At 62.5% G+C, this 19,619-nt stretch carries 20 protein-coding genes; 6 read left to right on the forward strand and 14 right to left on the reverse strand.

Going from position 1 to position 19,619, the window contains the following annotated elements; all coding sequences use genetic code 11:
* Positions 1-192 precede the first annotated feature (192 nt).
* Positions 193-1,506 carry a hypothetical protein gene (locus ASG19_RS02065; RefSeq protein WP_062453511.1) on the forward strand — a complete coding sequence of 438 codons (1,314 nt, stop codon included), beginning with the start codon at positions 193-195 and terminating at the stop codon, positions 1,504-1,506.
* Between the two features lie 70 nt (positions 1,507-1,576).
* Here ASG19_RS02065 and ASG19_RS02070 read toward each other — a convergent pair whose 3' ends face one another.
* A complete protein-coding gene (locus ASG19_RS02070) occupies positions 1,577-2,593 on the reverse strand; it encodes a magnesium transporter CorA family protein (RefSeq protein ID WP_062453512.1) in 1,017 nt (338 codons plus the stop codon).
* Positions 2,594-2,865: 272 nt separating this feature from the next.
* Between ASG19_RS02070 and ASG19_RS02075 the strand changes: the two genes are divergently transcribed.
* A complete protein-coding gene (locus tag ASG19_RS02075; RefSeq protein WP_062453513.1) occupies positions 2,866-3,549 on the forward strand; it encodes a hypothetical protein in 684 nt (227 codons plus the stop codon).
* A 48-nt stretch (positions 3,550-3,597) separates the two neighbouring features.
* Here ASG19_RS02075 and ASG19_RS02080 read toward each other — a convergent pair whose 3' ends face one another.
* The 3 genes from ASG19_RS02080 to ASG19_RS02090 all read right to left on the reverse strand — a co-directional run bounded on the left by ASG19_RS02080 (position 3,598) and on the right by ASG19_RS02090 (position 5,372).
* A complete protein-coding gene (locus tag ASG19_RS02080) occupies positions 3,598-3,777 on the reverse strand; it encodes a hypothetical protein (protein WP_062453514.1) in 180 nt (59 codons plus the stop codon).
* A gap of 78 nt (positions 3,778-3,855) precedes the next feature.
* Positions 3,856-4,248, reverse strand: a complete 393-nt coding sequence (locus ASG19_RS02085) for a hypothetical protein (protein WP_062454796.1) — start codon at positions 4,246-4,248, stop codon at positions 3,856-3,858.
* A gap of 116 nt (positions 4,249-4,364) precedes the next feature.
* Positions 4,365-5,372, reverse strand: a complete 1,008-nt coding sequence (locus ASG19_RS02090; protein ID WP_062453515.1) for a YihY/virulence factor BrkB family protein — start codon at positions 5,370-5,372, stop codon at positions 4,365-4,367.
* Between the two features lie 132 nt (positions 5,373-5,504).
* Here ASG19_RS02090 and ASG19_RS02095 point away from each other — a divergent pair, with 132 nt between their 5' ends.
* Both ASG19_RS02095 and ASG19_RS02100 read left to right on the forward strand, forming a co-directional pair.
* Positions 5,505-7,091, forward strand: coding sequence for a helicase HerA-like C-terminal domain-containing protein (locus ASG19_RS02095; RefSeq protein WP_062453516.1), 1,587 nt, complete (start codon positions 5,505-5,507; stop codon positions 7,089-7,091).
* 8 nt (positions 7,092-7,099) lie between these two features.
* Positions 7,100-7,495, forward strand: a complete 396-nt coding sequence (locus ASG19_RS02100; protein WP_062453517.1) for a cytochrome c family protein — start codon at positions 7,100-7,102, stop codon at positions 7,493-7,495.
* Between the two features lie 16 nt (positions 7,496-7,511).
* Here the strand turns inward: ASG19_RS02100 and ASG19_RS02105 are convergent, their stop codons facing one another.
* From ASG19_RS02105 to ASG19_RS02115, 3 genes are all read right to left on the reverse strand, one after another.
* Positions 7,512-8,312 (reverse strand): hypothetical protein, encoded by an 801-nt coding sequence (locus ASG19_RS02105; protein WP_062453518.1) that lies wholly within the window; start codon positions 8,310-8,312, stop codon positions 7,512-7,514.
* A 71-nt stretch (positions 8,313-8,383) separates the two neighbouring features.
* On the reverse strand, positions 8,384-9,208 hold the full coding sequence (locus tag ASG19_RS02110) for a VOC family protein (RefSeq protein ID WP_062453519.1): 825 nt from the start codon (positions 9,206-9,208) through the stop codon (positions 8,384-8,386).
* A gap of 46 nt (positions 9,209-9,254) precedes the next feature.
* Entirely contained in the window at positions 9,255-10,007 is a 753-nt protein-coding gene (locus tag ASG19_RS02115; RefSeq protein WP_062454798.1) for a thioredoxin family protein, read from the reverse strand.
* A 54-nt stretch (positions 10,008-10,061) separates the two neighbouring features.
* On the opposite strand from ASG19_RS02115, the gene ASG19_RS02120 reads away from it, so the two are divergent.
* Positions 10,062-10,508, forward strand: a complete 447-nt coding sequence (locus ASG19_RS02120) for a MarR family winged helix-turn-helix transcriptional regulator (RefSeq protein ID WP_062454800.1) — start codon at positions 10,062-10,064, stop codon at positions 10,506-10,508.
* 111 nt (positions 10,509-10,619) lie between these two features.
* Here ASG19_RS02120 and ASG19_RS02125 read toward each other — a convergent pair whose 3' ends face one another.
* From ASG19_RS02125 to ASG19_RS02155, 7 genes are all read right to left on the reverse strand, one after another.
* Positions 10,620-11,042, reverse strand: a complete 423-nt coding sequence (locus tag ASG19_RS02125) for an organic hydroperoxide resistance protein (RefSeq protein ID WP_062453520.1) — start codon at positions 11,040-11,042, stop codon at positions 10,620-10,622.
* A gap of 268 nt (positions 11,043-11,310) precedes the next feature.
* Positions 11,311-12,036, reverse strand: a complete 726-nt coding sequence (locus tag ASG19_RS02130) for a L,D-transpeptidase (RefSeq protein ID WP_062453521.1) — start codon at positions 12,034-12,036, stop codon at positions 11,311-11,313.
* A 285-nt stretch (positions 12,037-12,321) separates the two neighbouring features.
* Complete coding sequence (locus ASG19_RS02135; protein WP_062453522.1) at positions 12,322-13,146, reverse strand: L,D-transpeptidase; 825 nt, start codon at positions 13,144-13,146, stop codon at positions 12,322-12,324.
* 91 nt (positions 13,147-13,237) lie between these two features.
* Positions 13,238-14,146, reverse strand: a complete 909-nt coding sequence (locus tag ASG19_RS02140; protein WP_062453523.1) for a prolyl oligopeptidase family serine peptidase — start codon at positions 14,144-14,146, stop codon at positions 13,238-13,240.
* 87 nt (positions 14,147-14,233) lie between these two features.
* Positions 14,234-15,871, reverse strand: coding sequence for a cisplatin damage response ATP-dependent DNA ligase (locus tag ASG19_RS02145; RefSeq protein ID WP_062453524.1), 1,638 nt, complete (start codon positions 15,869-15,871; stop codon positions 14,234-14,236).
* Between the two features lie 500 nt (positions 15,872-16,371).
* Positions 16,372-17,382 (reverse strand): ligase-associated DNA damage response exonuclease, encoded by a 1,011-nt coding sequence (locus ASG19_RS02150; protein WP_062453525.1) that lies wholly within the window; start codon positions 17,380-17,382, stop codon positions 16,372-16,374.
* A 40-nt stretch (positions 17,383-17,422) separates the two neighbouring features.
* Complete coding sequence (locus ASG19_RS02155; RefSeq protein ID WP_062453526.1) at positions 17,423-18,961, reverse strand: MDR family MFS transporter; 1,539 nt, start codon at positions 18,959-18,961, stop codon at positions 17,423-17,425.
* A 131-nt stretch (positions 18,962-19,092) separates the two neighbouring features.
* On the opposite strand from ASG19_RS02155, the gene ASG19_RS02160 reads away from it, so the two are divergent.
* Complete coding sequence (locus ASG19_RS02160) at positions 19,093-19,614, forward strand: MarR family winged helix-turn-helix transcriptional regulator (RefSeq protein ID WP_062454802.1); 522 nt, start codon at positions 19,093-19,095, stop codon at positions 19,612-19,614.
* The last annotated feature ends 5 nt before the right edge of the window (positions 19,615-19,619 follow it).

Consider the following 19,619-nt stretch of genomic DNA (forward strand, 5'->3'; position numbering starts at 1 on the left):
CCGGTCCGAGGCTTCGGTCTCGGACAATGGTCCGTTTGGGTCGCTTCCCACACACTCCCGCCGTGGTTTGTGTGGGATCCCGCCCAATTGCCCGGCGAGCCTCCCCCACGCGGCAGCCGAGGCCACGTCTTCTCTTGCCTCTCCCAGCCAGAACCATAGGTCTTGTCACGGGCTGGAAGAGGAGGAGTTTTCATGCATTTCAGAACGATATTGATGTCCGCGGCGGCGATGGTTGTTACCGCCCTGCCCGCCAGCGCGCAGCAAAAGCCTGCGGACCCCGCGCCGAAGGACTGCCCGAGTTCGATGCCTGCCGGGACCGAGTGCTTCGCGGGCGAGGATCTGCACGGCGCCTATTACTGGATCGCCAAGCCGAAGGACTGGAACGGCACGCTCGTCGTTCATGCCCATGGCGGGCCACGCACCGCAAAGCCTACGCCGGACGATCCGGTCGAGGATCTCGAGCGTTTCGCGGTCACCGTTCAGGAGGGCTATGCCTGGGCCGGTTCCAACTATCGCCGCGAAGGCTATGGCGTGCGGATGGCGGCGTCCGATACCGACACTCTGCGCCAGATCGCGATCGCGCTTCTCGGGGAGCCGAAGCATGTCCTGCTGCACGGCCAGTCCTGGGGCGGCAATGTGGCGGCAAAGACTGCCGAACTCTACGCACTCGACTGGCGGGGCCGCAAAAATTACGACGGCGTGGTGCTGACCAGCGGCTTGCTCGCCGGCGGCGGCCATGGCTATGACTTCCGCGCCGATCTGCGGGCCGTCTACCAGTATTACTGCAAGAACCATCCGCGCGCCGACGAAGTGCAGTATCCGGTCTGGCAGGGCCTGCCCAAGGGCGCGAAGATGTCGCGCGACGAGCTGCAGCAGCGGGTCGACGAATGCACCGGCATCTCGCTTGCGAAGGACAAGCGGTCGCCAGAGCAAGCGAAGAACCTCGCCAATATCCTCGCCGTCACCAAGGTGCCGGAAAAGACGCTGGTGGCGCATCTGGCCTGGGCGACCGGGTTGTTTTCCGACATCGTCTGGCGGCGGATGGACGGAAAGAATCCGTTCGACAATTCCAACGTTCAGTACAAGGGATCGGACGACGACGCGGCGCTGAACAAGGGTGTCGAGCGGTTCAAGGCGGACCCGCAAGCGGCTCGGCTGATGGCCTATGATGCCGATCTGACCGGCCAGATCGTCGCGCCGACCATCACCCTGCACGCAAAGAACGATCCTACCGTGTTTGTCGATCACGAGGCGATCTATCGCCAAACGGTGGACAAGGCCGGCAATGGCGAGCTGCTGGTGCAGAACTTTTCGGACGAGGCGGAGCATTCCAAGCTCTCGACGCCGCAATATGCAGCGCTGTTTTCCGCCATGCTGAGCTGGATCGACAAGGGCGAGAAACCGACGCCGCAGACGGTGGCAGCCCTGTGTGAAAAGAAAGCCGAGATCTACAAGGAGCCCTGCAAGCTTCTGCCGGATTTCATGCCACAGATCCAGGAACGCTAGAGCGCGTCTTGCCGCCTAGATCAGACAAGGACGGGCGGAGCAGCCGTGCTCCGCCCGTCTTGGTTTGTGATTACAGCCAGCCCTTGCGGCGGAAGTAGAGATACGGCAGCGCCATCGAGACGATCATCAGGCAGAGTGCCAGCTGATAGCCGTAATGCCACTGCAGTTCCGGCTGGTTGGCGAAGTTCATGCCGTAGACCGATGCGACGAGCGTCGGCGGCAGGAACACGACGGACGCAACCGAGAAGATCTTGATGATCTGGTTCTGCTCCAGATTGATCAGCCCCAGCGTCGCATCGAGCAGGAAGTTGATCTTGCCGGACATGAAGGCCGAGTGATCGCCAAGCGAGGTGGCATCGCGCTGCAGCAGTTTCAGGCGCTGGCGCATTTCCTTGGGCAGCTTGCGATCGACACCATCGAGGGCGGCATAATAGGCGACGACGCGCGAGACGCTGACGAGGCTTTCGCGCACGACGGTGATGAACTCGCCCTTCTGGCCGATCGCCCGGATCAGTTCCTGCAGGTCGCGCGTCTTCTTGTTGACCTTGGAGGCCTTCGCCGCAAAGATATCGCGCGAGATCTGATCAATATCGTTGCCGAGCCGCTCCAGCGTATCCGCCATGCGGTCGATGATCGCCTCGACCAGACCGGTCATGATCAGTTCGCCGGTTGCCGAATGGAGGCCGAGCCCGTTGCCCTTGCGGGCACGCGCCATGAACGCATCGAAGGGACGCGGCTCGGAATAGCGCACGGTAACGAGAACCTGGCCCTTGACGATAAAGGTGACGGGAACCTTGTGCGGCGTACCGGCATCCGGGCGCGTCAGCACGGTCATGGTCATGAACTCGGCGCCGTCTTCCTGGTAGAGCCGGGAGGACAGTTCGATATCCTCCATCTCGTCCTGGGTGGGAATGGTAACCCCGAGGCGAGAGCCGACATCGCGCTCTTCCTTGGCCGTCGGGTTGATCAGGTCGTACCAGATCACAGGCGGCTGCGGAGCAACAGACGTCGCATCGGCGGCTGCACTGGCGATTACGGCGTCGGCCGCGACAAGGCGGTCGTGATCATAGGCATGGATACGCAGCATGACGGCTCCTATTCCGGACCATTGAGGTCCCCGGAGCGCATCACCGATATGAACGGTTCAGAGCCCCGAAGCGGCAGGTCTATCTGTTGACGTCGAACTTCGACTGTCGGGGTTCATCTCGGTTTGTCCTTTGAAAGAGCGGCACCCGAACGGGTAGCGCTTTGCGCGTGAAATGGAGCGAATACGGTGGAAAGTCAACTCCCCGGAGCGCAGCATTGACCCGTCCTTTGCGCTTCTGTAGCAAAGCCGCTCCGACCAAGAGGTATCCCCCCATGCTGCCCTGGATCCAGCTCGACCGCGCAACCATTCCCGGCGCCCTGCCCGGCGAGGAAGGCGAGCTGCGTCTGAAGCAGCGCGGCCAGGAATTTTCCATCATGCTCGGCACCAACGAGCTGATGAACAGCCGTCTCAGCGGTTCGGAAGAAGCGCTTGCAACGCTTGCGAACGAGAAGATCGGCAAGAGGGCGAAGCCGTCGATGCTGATTGGCGGGCTCGGCATGGGTTTCACGCTGAGGGCGGCACTTGCCGTTCTGCCCGAGGATGCGCAGGTAACCGTGGCCGAGCTGGTGCCGGCGGTTGTCGACTGGGCACGCGGGCCGATGGCGCCTGTCTTCAAGGGCTGCCTCGACGATCCGCGCGTGGCGATTTTCGAGGGCGATGTCAGCGAGTTGATCCGCCAGTCGACCGGTGCCTTCGATGCCATCCTGCTCGATGTCGACAATGGGCCGGACGGGTTGACCCGGGCCTCGAACGACCGGCTCTACACGATGAGTGGTCTCTACGCTGCACGTTCGGCGCTGCGGCCCGGCGGGGTTCTCGCCGTCTGGTCGTCAGGGCCCGATCAGGGCTTTACCCGGCGGCTGAAGGAAGTAGGATTTCAGGCTGATGTGGTGAACACGCGCGCCAATGGCAAGCGCGGGGCAAAGCACGTGATCTGGCTGGCCGCCAAGGGCTGACGTTCGGCCCTCATGCGGAGGCTGCGAAACCGATCTGATCGACTTGGCTCAGACGCCCGGGGGTGGGCTGCCGGCGAACTGGAAATAGAGGAATGCCAGGACCAGGCCCGCGATAATGGCGACCCAGAACAGCATGCGCTTCACACCGGGCGCCATGTTCTTGAACGGCGACTTGCGCGGTGGCTTGACCGGTTTCGGACGCTGGAACTTGATGATGTTGTCGCTCATCGCCGACCTATAGCATAGCTGATGATTTAGAAAAGCCGCCGGCGATGGAGCCAGCGGCTTTCGATTCACAAGTTGAGATCACACGAACTGGCTGAGGCCGGGCACCGATGCGATGACCGTATCGACGGTTTCGTCACCGGCGTGTTCGCGTGCTACGGCCATGGTTTCCTTGGCAAGTGCAGTGATTTCGCCCATGCCGAGGCCCTGCGACATCAGCTGCTGGCCGAGCGTCATGATGCCGCCGCCGCCGAAGCTCGACATCAGGCCGCCGAGCAGACCGCCGCCACCGGCACCTTCGCCGTTGAATTTGCCGACCAGTTCCGGTGCGCCGGGAATGGCTTCGATCATCCGCGCCACGGCAGCGTCATCCGCCTCGCGCTGCAGGAAGCCCAGCATCATGCCGATCGCCTTTTCGGCCGCATCAGGTGCAAGACCGACGCGGTCGGCAACGCGGGTAACCATCTCGTTCATCAATATCTCCTCAGTTTTGACGTTCACGTCAAGGTCATACATAGACTCGTGCCGGATGCCAACAGGCGTGTTCCAACTGGTGCCACGCAGCCCGGGTTGGCGCAACCGGCGGCTTATCAATCCTCGGCCGCAGCACCCACCGTATCGGCCATTTCAGCGCCGCGTGCCCCCATCGGCTTCGGATGGCCGGTGGTGGAATCGACCGAGGTCTGGTGCTCGAGCTCGGCATTGATCTCGGCGCCGACGACCACGATGATGACGGATACCCATGTCCAGACCATGAAGCCGATCAGCGCGCCGAGCGTGCCATAGGTGGCATTGTAATCGGCGACGTTGGCCAGATAGTAGGACACGCCGAGCGAGGCGAGAAGCCAGAAAATGGTGGAAAAGGCAGCACCCCAGGTCAGCCACTGGATCTTCGCCGGCTCGCGGCTGGGGCCGAACCGGTAGAGCGCCATGATGCCGAGCGTGACGAAGACCATCATCAACGGCCAGCGGGCGATGCGGATGATCATTTCCGACCACTGGTCGAGCCAGAAATATTTGAGCAATGCCGGCACCACGCCCATGGCAAACAGGATGACGATGGCAATCAGCATCGCGCCGAGCGTGAAGAGCAGCGACATCAGGTTGAGCTTGACGATGCCGCGCTTTTCCTGCTCGCCGTAAGCGACATTCATGGCCTCGAACAGCGCCTTCATGCCGTTGTTGGCGCTCCAGAGCGCCAGCGCCAGACCCGCGATCAGGCCGATCGACAGTGTAGCGCCGCGTTCGCTTGAAAGTGCCCGGACCTGATCGAGAAAGATGTTCAGCCCTTCGGCGGGCATGATCGTGCTCAGAAACGCGATCCGATCGGCTATCGTCACGGGATCGGCGACGAACCCGTAGATCGACACGAGCGCGCTTGCGGCGGGAAACAGCGCCAGCAGCAGGTAATAGGTGACGCCGGCGGCGATCAGCGTGATGCGGTCTTCGGTCACGCCGGCATAGACGCGCCAGAACACGTCTTTGAGGCCGCGGGCTGGAATGCCCATCGGGCCATCCGCATGGCGACCCCTCTGCGCATCGCGCACGCCTTGCGCATCGAGTGTCCGAGTTCCCGCCGGTCCGGCTGTGTCCGTCATCGTCACGTATTCACCCCTCTTCTGCCGCCTCTCGCGCCAGTTTTCACTTGGCCGATTTTCAGCCGTTGCCCGGCTCTTCAGCGCGTCCTATAAAAGCCACAGATTGAACGCGTTTAGGGAGCGCATAGTTGCATGGCGAATATTGATGCGGACGATCAGGCGAAACTCTTTATCGGCGGCAGTCGCAACCCTGACGACACGTTGAACAAGGCCGAATTCCTCGACATGAAATTCGGCAACCGCCACGGGTTGGTAACGGGCGCGACCGGCACCGGCAAGACCGTGACGCTACAGGTTCTGGCCGAGGGCTTTTCGCGGGCCGGCGTTCCCGTTTTTGCATCCGACATCAAGGGCGATCTTTCCGGCGTCGCGGCCAAGGGCGAGCCCAAGGATTTCCTCGCCAAACGCGCCGAGCAGATCGGCTTTGCCGATTACGAGTTCGAACAGTTCCCGGTGATCTTCTGGGATCTCTACGGCACCAAAGGGCATAGGGTTCGCACCACGATCGCCGAGATGGGGCCGCTCTTGCTGGCCCGTCTGATGGATGCATCCGAACCGCAGGAAGGCGTGCTGAACATCGCCTTCAAGCTGGCCGACAAGGCCGGGCTGCCGCTGCTCGACCTCAAGGACCTGACCTCGCTTCTGAATTACATGGCCGAGAACGCGTCGGAACTATCCAAGGAATTCGGCCTCATTTCCAAGGCTTCGGTCGGCTCGATCCAGCGGGCGCTGCTCGTTCTGGAACAGCAGGGTGCGGAGCATTTCTTCGGCGAGCCGGCGCTGAAAATCACCGACATCATGCGGGTGAACCCGAATTCCGGTTACGGCCAGATCTCGATCCTTGCCGCCGACAAGCTGATGATGAACCCGCGGCTCTACGCGACGTTCCTTTTGTGGCTTCTGTCGGAACTGTTCGAGGAACTGCCCGAGGTGGGCGATCCGGACAAGCCGAAGCTGGTGTTCTTCTTCGACGAGGCGCATCTTTTGTTCGACGAAGCGCCGAAGGTTCTGCTCGACCGCGTCGAGCAGGTGGTGCGGCTGATCCGCTCCAAGGGCGTCGGCGTCTATTTCGTCACCCAGAACCCGCTCGACGTGCCGGAAAGCGTTCTCGCCCAGCTCGGCAACCGGGTACAGCACGCGCTGCGCGCCTATACGCCGCGCGAGCAGAAGGCAGTGAAGACCGCCGCCGACACGTTCCGCCCGAACCCGGCCTTCGATTGCGCGACCGCGATCACCCAGCTCGGCACCGGCGAGGCTCTGGTCTCGACGCTCGGTGGCAAGGGTGCGCCGTCAATGGTGGAACGGACGCTGATCCGCCCGCCATCCGGTCGGATCGGTCCGCTGACCGATGCGGAGCGGCAATCGGTGATGGATCGCAGCCCGGTTCTCGGGATCTATGACGAGGATCTCGACCGCGAAAGCGCCTTCGAAATGCTTGGCGCCCGGGCAAAGCAGGCCGCCGATGCAGCCGCTGCCCGCAAGGCAGAGGATGAACTCGATCCCGCGCCGCCCGCAGGCTCCGGCGAGACGACCGGATGGACCCTGCCCGGCTTTGGCAACAAGGACGAAGACGAACCCAAGGGCCGCAGAACCGTTGGCCGCTCGGGCTACCAGCGCGAGACGATCATCGAGGCTGCCATGAAAAGCGTGACGCGCACCGTCGCCACCCAGGTGGGCCGGGCGATCGTGCGCGGCATTCTGGGCAGTCTGAAACGGTGACCGGGCGGATGCACAGAGCGGCAAGGACAGGGCTCTGCGCCCTCGCCCTTGTCGCGCTCGCCTTTTCCTCGACCGCGCAAGCGGCGGATGCCGGCAACGGCAAGCGCGTGTACCAGAAATGCGTCGCCTGTCATGTGGCCGACCGGGAGACCAACCGGTTCGGCCCGCATCTCAAAGGCGTCGTCGGGCGACCGGCAGCGCAAGTTCCCGACTACAAGTATTCGCAGGCGATGAAGGATGCGGCCGCTGCCGGTCTCGTCTGGGACGACGCGGCGCTTTCGGCCTTTCTCTCGAGCCCCAAAAAGAAAGTGCCGGGAACCAGCATGCGCTTCTTCGGCCTTTGGACCCAGGCCGAGATCGACGATGTCATCGCTTACCTGAAGACGACCGCGCAAGAAGAGTGACGGCCGGGAACGGTCGTCAGCCGTTCGGGTAAGCAGCCGAGACGGGCACGAATTCGTCGTCGCGGACGGATGCGACAGGGGCTGCTTGCGAGCCTGCAAGCGCCGTTTCGCGCCAGGTTTCCAGGAGCCAGGCGAGCTGGGCGAAATCGAGCCCATAGGCATCGTGCAGGCCGGAATTGCGGCCGGTCGCATCGCGGCTCATGCGGATCAGGGCGGTTTCCGGAAGCGTCAGATCGTCGAACACGACCATCTTCATCTCCAGCTTGGGCAGGAACCGCACGGAGATTGGCGTCATCGCGCCGGCCTTGAAGCCCTCGACATCCTGCCAGCGCCAGAATTTGCGACGCCCGAGCGTGACCATGGTCAAGCTCTCGCCATCCAGTTCCAGCCGCTGGCCGACGAGGACGCCCGCCATCATGACGGAGGCGCAGAGCGACAGGAAACCGACGCCCAGCCAGAGAATGGCCTGTCGCAACGCCGGCATTGGCGGTTCGGCGGGGTCGATATCCAGCAGCAGAACCAGAAGCAGGACGGCGAAGGCTGCGCAGCCGACGGCCAGCGAAAAATAGCGGACGCGGCTGGAATAGAGGGTGACCGGACCGGGAAAGCGGGCAATCAGCGTTGCGGCATCCTGCCGCCTTCGGTGGAAGGTTTGCGGCCAGAGCATATGGGCGAAGACGAAGGCGCCTGCCCCGAACAGGGCCAGCACCGGCCAGCCGCCCCTGAAACCCGTCAGGATCATGACGATGCCGGACAGGGCCAGGAATGTGCTGATGCTAAAGAATGCAAGGCTCAGCGGACGGGGCAATGGATGCATGAGTGGGTCCTCCGGCCTTATGCGTGAAGGTGCAATTAGGCCTGACGAGGACAGGTTCAAGGTTTCGGGGATCAAGAGCGCTTCGGAGCGACGAGGCAGAAGAAGGCGCCCTGAGGATCGGTGGCCTGGACGATCCAGCTTCCGCCGGGCACTTGCATCGGCCCGAACACGACACTACCGCCGCCGGCCGTGATGCGCTCGATGGCCGCGTCAATCGCCTCGACGTTGAAGTAATAGGACCAGCACGGCGCAGGCACCGTGTCCGGTTTCGTCATCATGCCACCGATCGCCTGGCCGGGATGGCCGTCATAGGCAAAGATGCGGTAGACGCCCCTCTCGCCCATGTCCATGTCATGGTCCTTCGCCCAACCGAACACGCTTCCATAGAATTCGAAAGCCTCCTCGCCGTTGCCCGCCATCAGCTCGCACCAGCCGAGATTGCCGGGATCGGCGGGGCCGAGCTGGCGGGGCGGGTTTGCCGGCGGGATCGGCGTCATGATGCAGAGAACCGCCCCATGCGGATCGGCCACAACAGCAAACCGGCCGACGCCCGGGATATCCTCCGGGTCGCGCTGGATGCGTCCGCCAAGGGAAACGAAGTCACTTGCGGTTTCATCGACATCGTCGACGGCAACATAGCCGGTCCAGTTCGGCGGCATCTTGCCTTCAAGCTCCGGCGGAAAGTGCATCATGCCGCCGATGCCGGGGCAATTCTCGCCCTCGCCCATTTCGAACAGGTAATAGGACGGCATATCAGGCATGGCGAGTTCGCGGACATTCCAGCCGACCACCGAGGCGTAGAACCTGCCCGCCGCTGACGTGTCTGACGTGATCAGTTCGCACCAGATGAATTTTCCATGCGTGTCCGAACGGGATTTCGAAACGATCTGCAGCATGCCCATCTCCCTCTTGTGTGTGTTGAACGGACCCGGCGACAAGCTCTCAATGGCAGCAGGATGACGCCTGTTGCTCGGGCTTTGCCGCATATTCGTCGTGGCGCTTGAGGAAACTCATCGTCTTGTCCTCGTTGCGGCCGAGCGGCGCGCGGTCGAGCAGCATCAGCGTGCCGATCACCTCCTCCGGGCCGCGGGCATAGGTGGAATAGGTATGGAAGATCTCGCCGGCCTCATTCCTGTAGAAGGCTGACAGGCCCGGAAGCTCCTCGAAACCTTCGCTCGCGGGCATGGCGCGGAAATTGTAGTTGATCGTCTCGCCCTGCATCTCTTCTTGCGTGAAGGAAACGCGATAGTCGTGGTTGAAATCCGTGGCGTAGGACGAGACCCAGGGAAACTGCCAGTTCATGCGGGCCTTGTAGGCCTCGATTTGCTCCAACGTGCCGCGCGAGACGGCGACCAGCGTGACGTCGTGATGATTGAGATGGGCAAGCGTGCCGTCGAAATGGTCGGCCATGAAGGAGCAACCGACACAGCCTTCGCTCCAGTCGGGTCCGAACATGAAGTGATAGATCAGCAGCTGGCTGCGACCGGCAAAAAGATCGGACAAGGCCTTGCCGCCCTCCGGCGTGTCGAAGACGTAGTCCTTGTCCACCCTCACCCAGGGCAAGGCACGGCGGGCGGCGCGGACCTTGTCACGCAACCGCGTCTCCTCCTTCTCGAGCGCCAGAAGCTCGAGCCGCGCCTTCAGCCACTCTTCTTTCGACAGGACGGCATTTGTCGGGAATGCGCTGACATCCATAAGAACCTCCCCTTTCTTGACAGAATAGGTTGATATCAACATAATATTTCCATGCTGTCAAATCCCGATTCGGTTCCGTTTTCCGCCACGCTTCATGTCCGCGACACCTGTCTTTGCCTGCATGTGCAACGGGCAGCGCGGGCCTTAGCGCGAACCTTCGATACGGCGCTGAAGCCGGTTGGATTGAACAATGGCCAGTTCTCGCTGATGATGTCGCTCAACCGCCCACAGCCGGCGACGATGAAATCCGTCTGCGACCTGCTTGCCATGGACCGCACGACGCTGACTGCGGCCCTGAAAGTTTTGCACGCTCGTGGCTGGATCGGCAGCGCCGTTGACCCGAAGGACAAGCGCGGACGGCTTTTGACGCTGACGCAGGATGGCCGCGCGGTTCTGGCGAAAGCCTTGCCGATCTGGGAAGCGACGCATGCAGAGCTTGATGCCGCGCTGCCCGGCGGCAATGCGGACCAGCTGCGGGACTCGTTGAAGGTTGTGAGCTGAACGATGTCGGCTGAAATCTCGCGCAAACAAAAAGCGGCCGAAGCCGCTTTTCGCCGTCGCGCACGGGCAGTCCGAGAACCGAACTGCCCGCCGGACCATTGTTTTAAAGCTTTACTCGACGGTCACCTGAACTTCGGTCGAGGTGCGCATCGCGTGGCTGTAAGGGCAGACGATATGCGCCTTGGCAACCAGATCTTCGAGCTGGGCGCGTTCGATGCCGGGGGCGTTGACCGACAGCGAGACTTCGATGCCGAAGCCGCCACCATCTTCGCGCGGGCCGATGCCGACCGTTGCGGTGACCTTGGCCTCGTCCGGGATCTTCACCTTTTCCTTGGCAGCAACGGCTTTCAGCGCGCCGAGGAAGCAGGCGGAATAGCCGACCGCAAACAGCTGTTCCGGATTGGTGCCGGTGGCGCCATCGCCGCCGAGTTCCTTCGGAACCGTCAGCGTGACGTCGAGCACGCCGTTGTCGGAAGCACCGTGGCCGGAGCGGCCACCGGTTGCGGAACCCTTGGTCGTGTAAAGAATGGGCATGGAGTAACTCCCTTGGTGATAGGTATAGCCAGATCATCACGCACGCATTTCACGGCACGAAACTTGAACCGGCATCAGTCCAGCGACATGGTCGCTAGGCAGGAGATAGGGCACGATGGCCCGAAGTCAGGGTCGGGGCGGGAGATAGTGAACGGGGAACGGGGAGAGAAGTCAGCCGATGGCGCCATTGCCGAGGGATGGATGGTCACCGGATGCAAAAAAGGCTGCCGTTCTCCCGCAGCCTTTTCGTCGTAGATCAAGAAGATGCTTACTGCCAGACGACGACGCGGGCCTTGTTGGGGACGCGCTCATAGAGGTCGATGATGTCCTGGTTCATCAGGCGGACGCAGCCTGAGGAGACGGCTTTGCCGATCGAGTTCCATTCCGGCGAACCGTGCAGGCGGTAGAGCGTGTCCTGGCCGTTCTGGAAGATGTAGAGCGCGCGGGCGCCGAGCGGGTTTGTGAGGCCCGGAGGCATGCCGCCGTTTGCGATCGAATACTTGACCAGTTGCGGCTGACGCGCGACCATTTCGTCCGGCGGGGTCCATTTCGGCCACTTCTGACGCCACTGGATGACACCTTCGCCGCTCCAGGCAAAGCCATCGCGACCGATGCCGACGCCGTAGCGCATGGCCGAACCGCCGGGCTCGACCAGATAGAGGAAGCGCGACGGGGTGTCGACGACGATCGTGCCCGGGCGTTCGCCTGTCGGATCGACAACGCGCTGGCGATAGTAGCGCGGATTGATCCGCTCATAGGGGATGGCCGGGATGAGATAGCCACCATCTTCGACGGCGCCGTACATCATCGCGGCTTCGGGATCGCCGCCAACCGGCGGAAGGCCGTCGTTGCGGAGGGCGACGCCGTCACGGTAGGTGACGATATTGCCGGAAGGACCCGGCGCAGTCGATGCACAGCCAGCGAGCGTCGAGGCAGCGCCGACACCCAGCATGGACAGGAAGCCCCGTCGGGAGAAAGAAGAGTTGGAAATCATGTTCGGAAAGTCACCCTAGAGGAACGCGTCACTGCAAAAGCAAATTTTAACGGCAATCGAACCGATTGGTTCCATGCCTGATGTTTTGCTCCACTATCACATAACGCGGCCAGCTTCATCGACCATTCACGAGGTTGACACACACCATCACAGGGATGCGACACAGCCTGTGTCCCCTGCGCAACAGCGTGATCACTTCACTGTGTGTGACGGCAGATACGAGGCCCGGGGGATTGACGCGCGAGATGCAAGCTTGCCGTGGGCAGTTTCACCACGCGCTAGCCGTCAGAGAACGAGGATCGGGGTGCCGTTGGGCACGCGGTCGAACAGGTCGATGACATCCTGATTGAGCATGCGCACGCAGCCGGATGAGGTTGCCCTTCCGACGGACTGCCAGTCCGGCGTGCCGTGAACGCGGTAGAGCGTATCCTTGCCGTCCTTGTAGATATAGAGCGCGCGGGCGCCGAGCGGGTTGTTCAGGCCGGGATCGGCGCCGCCGGATGCTGCTGCGAACTGGCGCAGTTCCGGCTGGCGCGAGACCATTTCGCCTGATGGCGTCCAGCGCGGCCATTTCGCCTTGCGCTGGATGACGCCGCGGCCGGACCAGGCAAAGCCCGCCTTGCCGAGACCGACGCCATAGCGGATCGCCTTGCCGCCGGGCTGCACGAGATAGAGGAAGTTGGCACGGGTATCGACCACCAGCGTGCCGGGTGCTTCATTGGTCTGGTAGGACACATCCTGGCGTAGAAAACGGTTGTCGATGCGCGAATAGGGAATGGCCGGCAGCGTGTGGCCGTCGTCGCGGATCACCTCGTACATCACCCGGTGCACGGGGTTGGAGACCGGCATGCCGTAGGTCTGGTGGAACTGCGTCTGATAAAGCTGACGCTTTTGCGGAATAGCCTCCTTCTGGGGAAGAGGCTGCGGCTGGACCGGCTCGTTATAGGCCGGCTGATAGAAGACCGGCGTGGTTTCGCGGGCAAACACGGCCGGGTCCATGCGGGTCGTATCGGTGACGAAGGGCACCTGGCAACCGGTGAGTGCCGTCGTCGCCACAAGAACGGCCGCAAGACCGGAGGTCCGGCTGAGCGATAAGGCTTTGTTTTGCATGGCAGTCCCGCTTCGGCATTGATGACGTCGGGGGCAATCTGTCAGGCAGCGCTTTCGCGAGGCTGGAGCGGTGGCGACTGGATAAGGCGGATCACGTGAACTGATTGAAGAAGCGGATGCTTTCGACCACTGCACCGGGCACGACGCCGCTGTGATTGCCGGGCAGCAGCTTTTTGTCGATCGTCACACCGGCAGACCGGGCACGATCGATCAGCAGCTGGTGGTCGGCATCGAAAGGGCGTTCTTCCGAGCCGCGCAAAAGCAGTGTCGGGCATTTGAGGCTCGGCCCGAAACAGGCAGACGAGCGCATCACGAACTCTTTCGGATCGGCCGCATCGAAGGGCACTTCGTTCGAGTATCGGGTAAAGAAGCGCCAGGAATTGACGCCGGCGGAAATTGGAACTGCGGCCCTGAACCGGCGCGTCATGCCAGATAGAAGCGACAGCGTGCCGCCATTGCTGTGGCCGGCGATGAAGATCCGGCTGCGATCGATGCCGGGCAGGTTTTCCAGATAGGTGGCGGCTGCCAGCGCATCGGAGGTTTCGTCGTAGAAGCCGGAGAAATTGCCGGCCTGGCCGTTTTCGCCGCGAAAGGATGGATGCAGGACCACGAAGCCCGCTTCCCAATAAGCTTTCATCAGTTCCCAGTGGCCGTCGCCGGTGGCATTGCCGCCGTGCAGGAAAAGCACGGCCGGTTTCGGCTTGCCCGAGGCTTCGTAATGCGAAAGCCAGGCGATCAGTTCGAGCGAGCCATCCGGACCGCCGCGATACATAACCTTTTGCGAACCCGGCGGGGTCCCGAGCGGTGGCGAGGCTTCGGGTGACGGACCATGCTTCAGAAGATGGGTTCGGAAGCGGCGCCGCGCTTCGGCATAATCTTCCTTTTCCAGCGGCAGGGTTTCGGGGACGGGAAAGGGCGCGGCCAGGGCCTGGGGTGCAGCAAGGGAACCAAGTGCACCGAGTGCCAGACCGGTCATCAGCATGCGGCGGGTGATTGACATGGAACGACCGTCTATAAGGATATGAGTAGTCTCAGATATCGGGATTGAGCGTAAACCCGACGGTTCAGAACGCAAGCGGGCCAGCGGTCACATCTTCGCGTCCGCCGTTTTGGCATCGATCATCGCGGTCAGTGTTTCCAGCCGGTCGGCATCGCGCGGCAGCTTGTCCATCCGCAGCCTTGCAATGCGGGGAAAACGCATGGCGACGCCGGACTTGTGGCGCGTCGAGCGGTTGATGCCCTCGAAGGCAACTTCCAGCACGAAGCCGAAATCCTTGTCGGCGCGCACCGCCCTCACCGGCCCGAAACGCTCCACCGTGTTGTCGCGCACGAACTTGTCGAGGACTTCCAGTTCCGCATCGGTAAAGCCAAAATAGGCCTTGCCGACGGGCACGAGATGATCGCCATCGGGGCCATCCGTCCACACACCGAAGGTGAAATCGGAATAGTAGCTGGAGCGCTTGCCGTGGCCGCGCTGGGCGTAGAGCATGACCGCATCGACGTTATAGGGGTCGCGTTTCCACTTGAACCACGGGCCTTTCAGCCGGCCGGCCTGATAGACACTGTCGCGGCGCTTGATCATGACGCCTTCGATGACCGGATCCGGCGGATCACGGCGCAGGGCTTCGAGCTCATCCCAGGTGGTGAACGGCACGAGATCGGACAGGTCGAACCGGTCATGCGGGGCGTGGCCGATCACCTCGGACAGGCGTTCGCGGCGCTCGAGGAATCCTTTTGCACGCACATCCGCCTCGCCGTCGAACAGGATATCGTAGGCGCGTACGAAGGCGGGGTAATCCTCCAGCATCTTCGCGTTCACCGTCTTGCGGTTGAGGCGCTGCTGCAGGTCGGAAAAGGTGCGGGTGGGATTGTTGGATCGCATCGTGCCGCCGACGAGAAGCTCGCCGTCGATGACGCCATCGAAATTGATCTGCTCGACGATATCGGGAAAGGCACCGGTGATATCATCGCCGGAGCGGGAATAGAGTTTCTTCGTGCCGCCATGGGCCGACATCTGGACGCGGATGCCATCCCATTTCCATTCGGCGGCGTAATCGGCGGGATCGAGCTTTTCGAGATCGCCGCTTTCGACCGGGTTGGCGAGCATGACCGAATGGAAGATCGCCGGCGTCGCCAGAACCGGCTTGTCGGCCTGGCCTTCCAGCCAGGCAAACAGCGACACATAGGGCGGCTCCAGCCCGTGCCAGAGCGTCTCGATCTCGGTCACGTCCTTGCCCGACATTTCCGACAGCGCCTGCTTTGCAAGCCTCGCCGAAACACCGATGCGCAGCGACCCGGTGACGAGCTTCAGGAACGCGAAACGGCCGGAGGGATCGAGATGATCAAGCAGTTCGCGGACGGCTGAGCGCACTTCCGTGCGGCCGAGCGAGTTCATGCGGGCGACGACTTCGGACAGAAGCGGCTGCTCGGCATCGGTGGTGTCGTCCTTTTCGAGGCCATCCCAGACCAGCGCAATGGTTTCGGCGAGATCGCCGACATAGTCATAGGAATACTGGAACAGAACCGCATCCATGCGCTCCAGCACCAGCTCGCGCAGCATGGCGGGCTTGACGCTTTTGAGATCGAGCGCGCTCGCCAGCGCTGCCAGCCCATAGCCGCGATCGGGATCGGGCGTGGTGCGGAAGTAATCGACCAGCAGGGTGATCTTGCCGTTGCGCGAGGGGGTGAGAACGAGGCGATCGAGGAGTGTGGCGAAGGGTTTCATGGGCGCAGCACTCTTCGAAAAACCCCCTCTGGCCTGCCGGCCATCTTCCCCACAAGGGGGGAGAAAACCAGCGGCACGGAACTGGTCCTGTTGTGCGACAGCGGCGCGACGAGCTCTAGCCCTCCCCCTTGTGGGGAGGGTGGGGAGGGTTGGGAGGGGCCTTTTTTCAGCAGCAAATGCATCATCGATCCCCCTCTGGCCTGCCGGCCATCTCCCCCGCAAGGGGGGAGAAAACCAGCGGCACGGAACTGGCCCTGTTGTGCGACAGCGGCGCGACGGGCTCTAGCCCTCCCCCTTGTGGGGAGGGTTGGGAGGGGTCTTTCTTCAACAATCCACGCATCATTCATTCCCCTCTGGCCTGCCGGCCATCTCCCCCGCAAGGGGGGAGAAGATCTGGGGCACGGCACAGCCCCTGGTGTGCGACAGGGGCGCGACGGGCTCTAGCCCTCCCCCTTGTGGGGAGGGTTGGGAGGGGTCTTTTTGCAGCAATCCACGCATCATCAATCCCCCTCGTCCTCATAGCCGACCAGGTGCAGCGGCCGCGCTGGAATGCCCTTCAGTTCGCACCAGCGTACCAGCGCTTCTTCGCGGCCGTGGGTGACCCAGACTTCGGAGGGAGCGACCTCGTTGATGGTTTCCAAGAGTTCGGGCCAGTCGCAGTGGTCGGAAATGACCAGCGGCAGCTCGACGCCGCTTTGTTTGGCGCGTTGGCGCACCATCATCCAGCCCGACGCAAAGGCGATCAGGGGTTCGTTGAAGCGGCGCGCCCAGCGATCCTGGAAGGCCGAGGGCGGGCCGACGACGACGGCGCCCTTGAACAGGTCGGGGCTGCTCTTGTCGATCGTGGCGGGGCGGATTTCGCCGAGCGCGATGCCCTGGCTTTCGTAATAGTCGCAGAGTTTGGCGAGCGCGCCGTGGATATAGATCGGTTCGTCATAGCCGCTGTCGCGGATCAGGCGGATGACCCGCTGCGCCTTTCCAAGCGCGTAGGCGCCGACCATGTGGCTGCGGTCGGGAAACTGCTTGAGCGAGGTCAATAGCTTGCCGATTTCCTCGCGGGGGTGGGGATGGTGGAAGACCGGAAGGCCGAAGGTTGCCTCGGTGATGAAGACATCGCAGTTGACCGGCACGAAGGGTGCGCAGGTGGGATCGACGCCGCGCTTGTAATCGCCTGATACGACGATGCGCAGTTCCTTATGCTCAAGCGCGATCTGCGCCGAGCCGAGCACATGGCCGGCTGGATGGAAGCTGACATTGACGCCGCCGACATCGATCACCTCGCCCCATGCAGCCTCCTGTTCGGAGGTGCAGAAGTCGTCGCCGTAGCGGATCTTCATGATGTCGAGCGTCTGGCGGGTGGCGAGCACATGGGTGTGGCCGGCGCGGGCATGATCGGAATGGCCATGGGTGATCAGCGCCCGCTCGACGGGGCGCACCGGATCGACATGGAAGCCGCCGACGGGGCAGAACAGGCCGGCCGGTGTGGGATGAAGCAGTGCCTCGGGTTTCATAAAACGAGAGATAGGCGGGGAAAGCCCGCTTGGAAGAGCCTTACGGGGTGGGCAGCTTGTTTTGTTGTGCGGCGGCCTGGACTTGCGCAGTCGGCAGGCGTTTGGGCTTGAGGAAAAGGGCGGCGACAAGGCCGATGGCGGCGATCACGGCGGCGGCGAAGAAGAGCGGCGTGAAGGCAGAGAAGTAGACGGATGCCACCGCCTCGCGCGAGGCTTGCGGCAGCTGGTCGAGCACTTTCGGGGTGAGTGCGCCGATATCGGCAACGCCTGGAATGACGACGCCGCTGCCCTTGACCGACGAGCCGATTATTGCGCCGTAGAGCGAAATGGCGATCGACGCGCCGCCCATCCGCATCAGCGTCACGGCACCGGTGGCAGCTCCCATATCTTCCCGCGGTGCGGAATTCTGGACGCCGATGATCGGGGCCTGCTGGCCGAAGCCGACGGCAAGACCCTGGAGCATCAGCAGAATGGCGACGAGCCAGAGCGGCGTAGCTGACGTCACCTGCGACAGAAGCAGAAGAGCGCCGATGCTCATGACCAGGCCTAAGACGGCGAACGGCTTGTAGCGGCCGGTGATGGAAATCAGCCGTCCCGCCGACATGGAGCCGACGACGATGCCGCCGGTCAGGCCGATGAAGAACAGGCCGGCCTGCGACGGCGACAGGCCCGTCGTCGTCTGCAGGAACAGCGCGTAATAGTTGACCATGCCGATACCGACGGCGCCGGAGCAGAGCGTGATGATGAGAAACAGCGAGAAGGTGCTGTCCCTGAACAGTTTGAGCGGCACAATCGGTTCGGGAACCCGGCTTTCAACGAACACCCAGAGGCCAGCGCAGGCCATGCCGAAACCGAGAAGGACAAGCGACTCGATTGCCATCAGCGAGCCGAACAGCTGGTGGCTATCGGCAAAGGTGACGAGGCTCGCAATCGTCAGCGCCAGCACGACGGCGCCGGCATAATCGATCTTCGGCTTGCGCTGCGGGCGGCGATAGGGAAGCAGCAGAGCAAGGCCGGTCACGACGATGACGCCGAGCGGCAGGTTGATCAGGAAGATCGAGCGCCAGCCGAACAGATCGCTGAGCGTGCCGCCGAGCACAGGGCCGATGCTTCCGGCGGCCATGATCATAAGGCTGGAATAGCTCTGGTACTTTGCGCGTTCGCGCGGTTCGAACAGATCGGCATTGATCGAGAAGATCGACACCATGATGCCGCCGCCGCCAAGGCCCTGGAAGACGCGGGCCGCAATCAGCGAATTCATCGACCAGGCAAAGCCGCAGAGAACCGAGCCGAGCGTGAAGAGAACGATGGCAAACAGCATCACATATTTGCGGCCGAACAGATCGCCCAGCTTGCCGTAGATCGGCATGACCGCGCTCATGGCCAGAAGAAAGGCCGAGGACACCCAGCCGAAACTCTCCATCTGGCCGAACTCGCCAACGATGGTGGGAAGCGCTGTGGAAACGATGTGATTGTCGAGCGCCGCCATAAACAGCGCCGCCATCAGGAACCAGAAAACGAACAGACGCTGTCGTTTGTCGGCAACAAGCGGGGTCTGGGCCGGGCGTGACATATCCATGGCATACTTCCTGAAGGGTCGACGAATTTATGTGACTTCAGCATATAATTGTCAACAGCAGGCAGATGCACTCTGCAACAATTTCGTTGAAACAACCCGGCACCTGCTGATAAGTTGCAGCGATGACGACCATGATTTCTGCATCAGACCCTCAGCCCTCGACCGAAACCGCCGCATTTGCGGAGGGTCTTTCGCGTGTCAGCGACAACCTGACCCGGATGCGGCATCTGATGGGGCGCCGGATGATTGCGCGCACCGCGATTGCCAACACGGTTCCGGGGCTGGAAACGGCGCATCTCGACGTGCTTGATGTGATGGGCCGGATCGAGGGCGAAATCACCGTGGGCGCGATTGCCGAGACGATGCGGATCGACCCGTCGCGCGGCAGCCGTCTGGTGACCGATCTCGTGTCGCGCGGTGTTCTCAGGCGTGATGCTTCGCAGGAGGACGGGCGGCGCTCGCTGCTGGTCAGGACCGAACTCGGCGATGCGTTGCTGACCGAGCTACAGGCGGTCAAGCGTTCGCTGCTGGTGAATGTGCTGGGCGACTGGCCGGAGGAAGAGCTTTCGGCGTTTTCGCATCTGTTCGAGAAGTTCATCTCCGGCTTCGAAGCGGTCTATCCCGGCGGCGCTGGCCGTCCCTCTCCGACCTGACCGCT

The organism is Rhizobium sp. Leaf306 (assembly GCF_001423425.1).
Taxonomy (GTDB): Bacteria; Pseudomonadota; Alphaproteobacteria; order Rhizobiales; family Rhizobiaceae; genus Neorhizobium; species Neorhizobium soli.

Coding starts and splice junctions, on each gene's coding strand:
- ASG19_RS02065 (WP_062453511.1), top strand. CDS start 193: ATGCATTTCAGAACGATATTGATGTCCGCGGCGGCGATGGTTGTTACC.
- ASG19_RS02070 (WP_062453512.1), bottom strand. CDS start 2,593: ATGCTGCGTATCCATGCCTATGATCACGACCGCCTTGTCGCGGCCGAC.
- ASG19_RS02075 (WP_062453513.1), top strand. CDS start 2,866: ATGCTGCCCTGGATCCAGCTCGACCGCGCAACCATTCCCGGCGCCCTG.
- ASG19_RS02080 (WP_062453514.1), bottom strand. CDS start 3,777: ATGAGCGACAACATCATCAAGTTCCAGCGTCCGAAACCGGTCAAGCCA.
- ASG19_RS02085 (WP_062454796.1), bottom strand. CDS start 4,248: ATGAACGAGATGGTTACCCGCGTTGCCGACCGCGTCGGTCTTGCACCT.
- ASG19_RS02090 (WP_062453515.1), bottom strand. CDS start 5,372: ATGACGGACACAGCCGGACCGGCGGGAACTCGGACACTCGATGCGCAA.
- ASG19_RS02095 (WP_062453516.1), top strand. CDS start 5,505: ATGGCGAATATTGATGCGGACGATCAGGCGAAACTCTTTATCGGCGGC.
- ASG19_RS02100 (WP_062453517.1), top strand. CDS start 7,100: ATGCACAGAGCGGCAAGGACAGGGCTCTGCGCCCTCGCCCTTGTCGCG.
- ASG19_RS02105 (WP_062453518.1), bottom strand. CDS start 8,312: ATGCATCCATTGCCCCGTCCGCTGAGCCTTGCATTCTTTAGCATCAGC.
- ASG19_RS02110 (WP_062453519.1), bottom strand. CDS start 9,208: ATGCTGCAGATCGTTTCGAAATCCCGTTCGGACACGCATGGAAAATTC.
- ASG19_RS02115 (WP_062454798.1), bottom strand. CDS start 10,007: ATGGATGTCAGCGCATTCCCGACAAATGCCGTCCTGTCGAAAGAAGAG.
- ASG19_RS02125 (WP_062453520.1), bottom strand. CDS start 11,042: ATGCCCATTCTTTACACGACCAAGGGTTCCGCAACCGGTGGCCGCTCC.
- ASG19_RS02130 (WP_062453521.1), bottom strand. CDS start 12,036: ATGATTTCCAACTCTTCTTTCTCCCGACGGGGCTTCCTGTCCATGCTG.
- ASG19_RS02135 (WP_062453522.1), bottom strand. CDS start 13,146: ATGCAAAACAAAGCCTTATCGCTCAGCCGGACCTCCGGTCTTGCGGCC.
- ASG19_RS02140 (WP_062453523.1), bottom strand. CDS start 14,146: ATGTCAATCACCCGCCGCATGCTGATGACCGGTCTGGCACTCGGTGCA.
- ASG19_RS02145 (WP_062453524.1), bottom strand. CDS start 15,871: ATGAAACCCTTCGCCACACTCCTCGATCGCCTCGTTCTCACCCCCTCG.
- ASG19_RS02150 (WP_062453525.1), bottom strand. CDS start 17,382: ATGAAACCCGAGGCACTGCTTCATCCCACACCGGCCGGCCTGTTCTGC.
- ASG19_RS02155 (WP_062453526.1), bottom strand. CDS start 18,961: ATGGATATGTCACGCCCGGCCCAGACCCCGCTTGTTGCCGACAAACGA.
- ASG19_RS02160 (WP_062454802.1), top strand. CDS start 19,093: ATGATTTCTGCATCAGACCCTCAGCCCTCGACCGAAACCGCCGCATTT.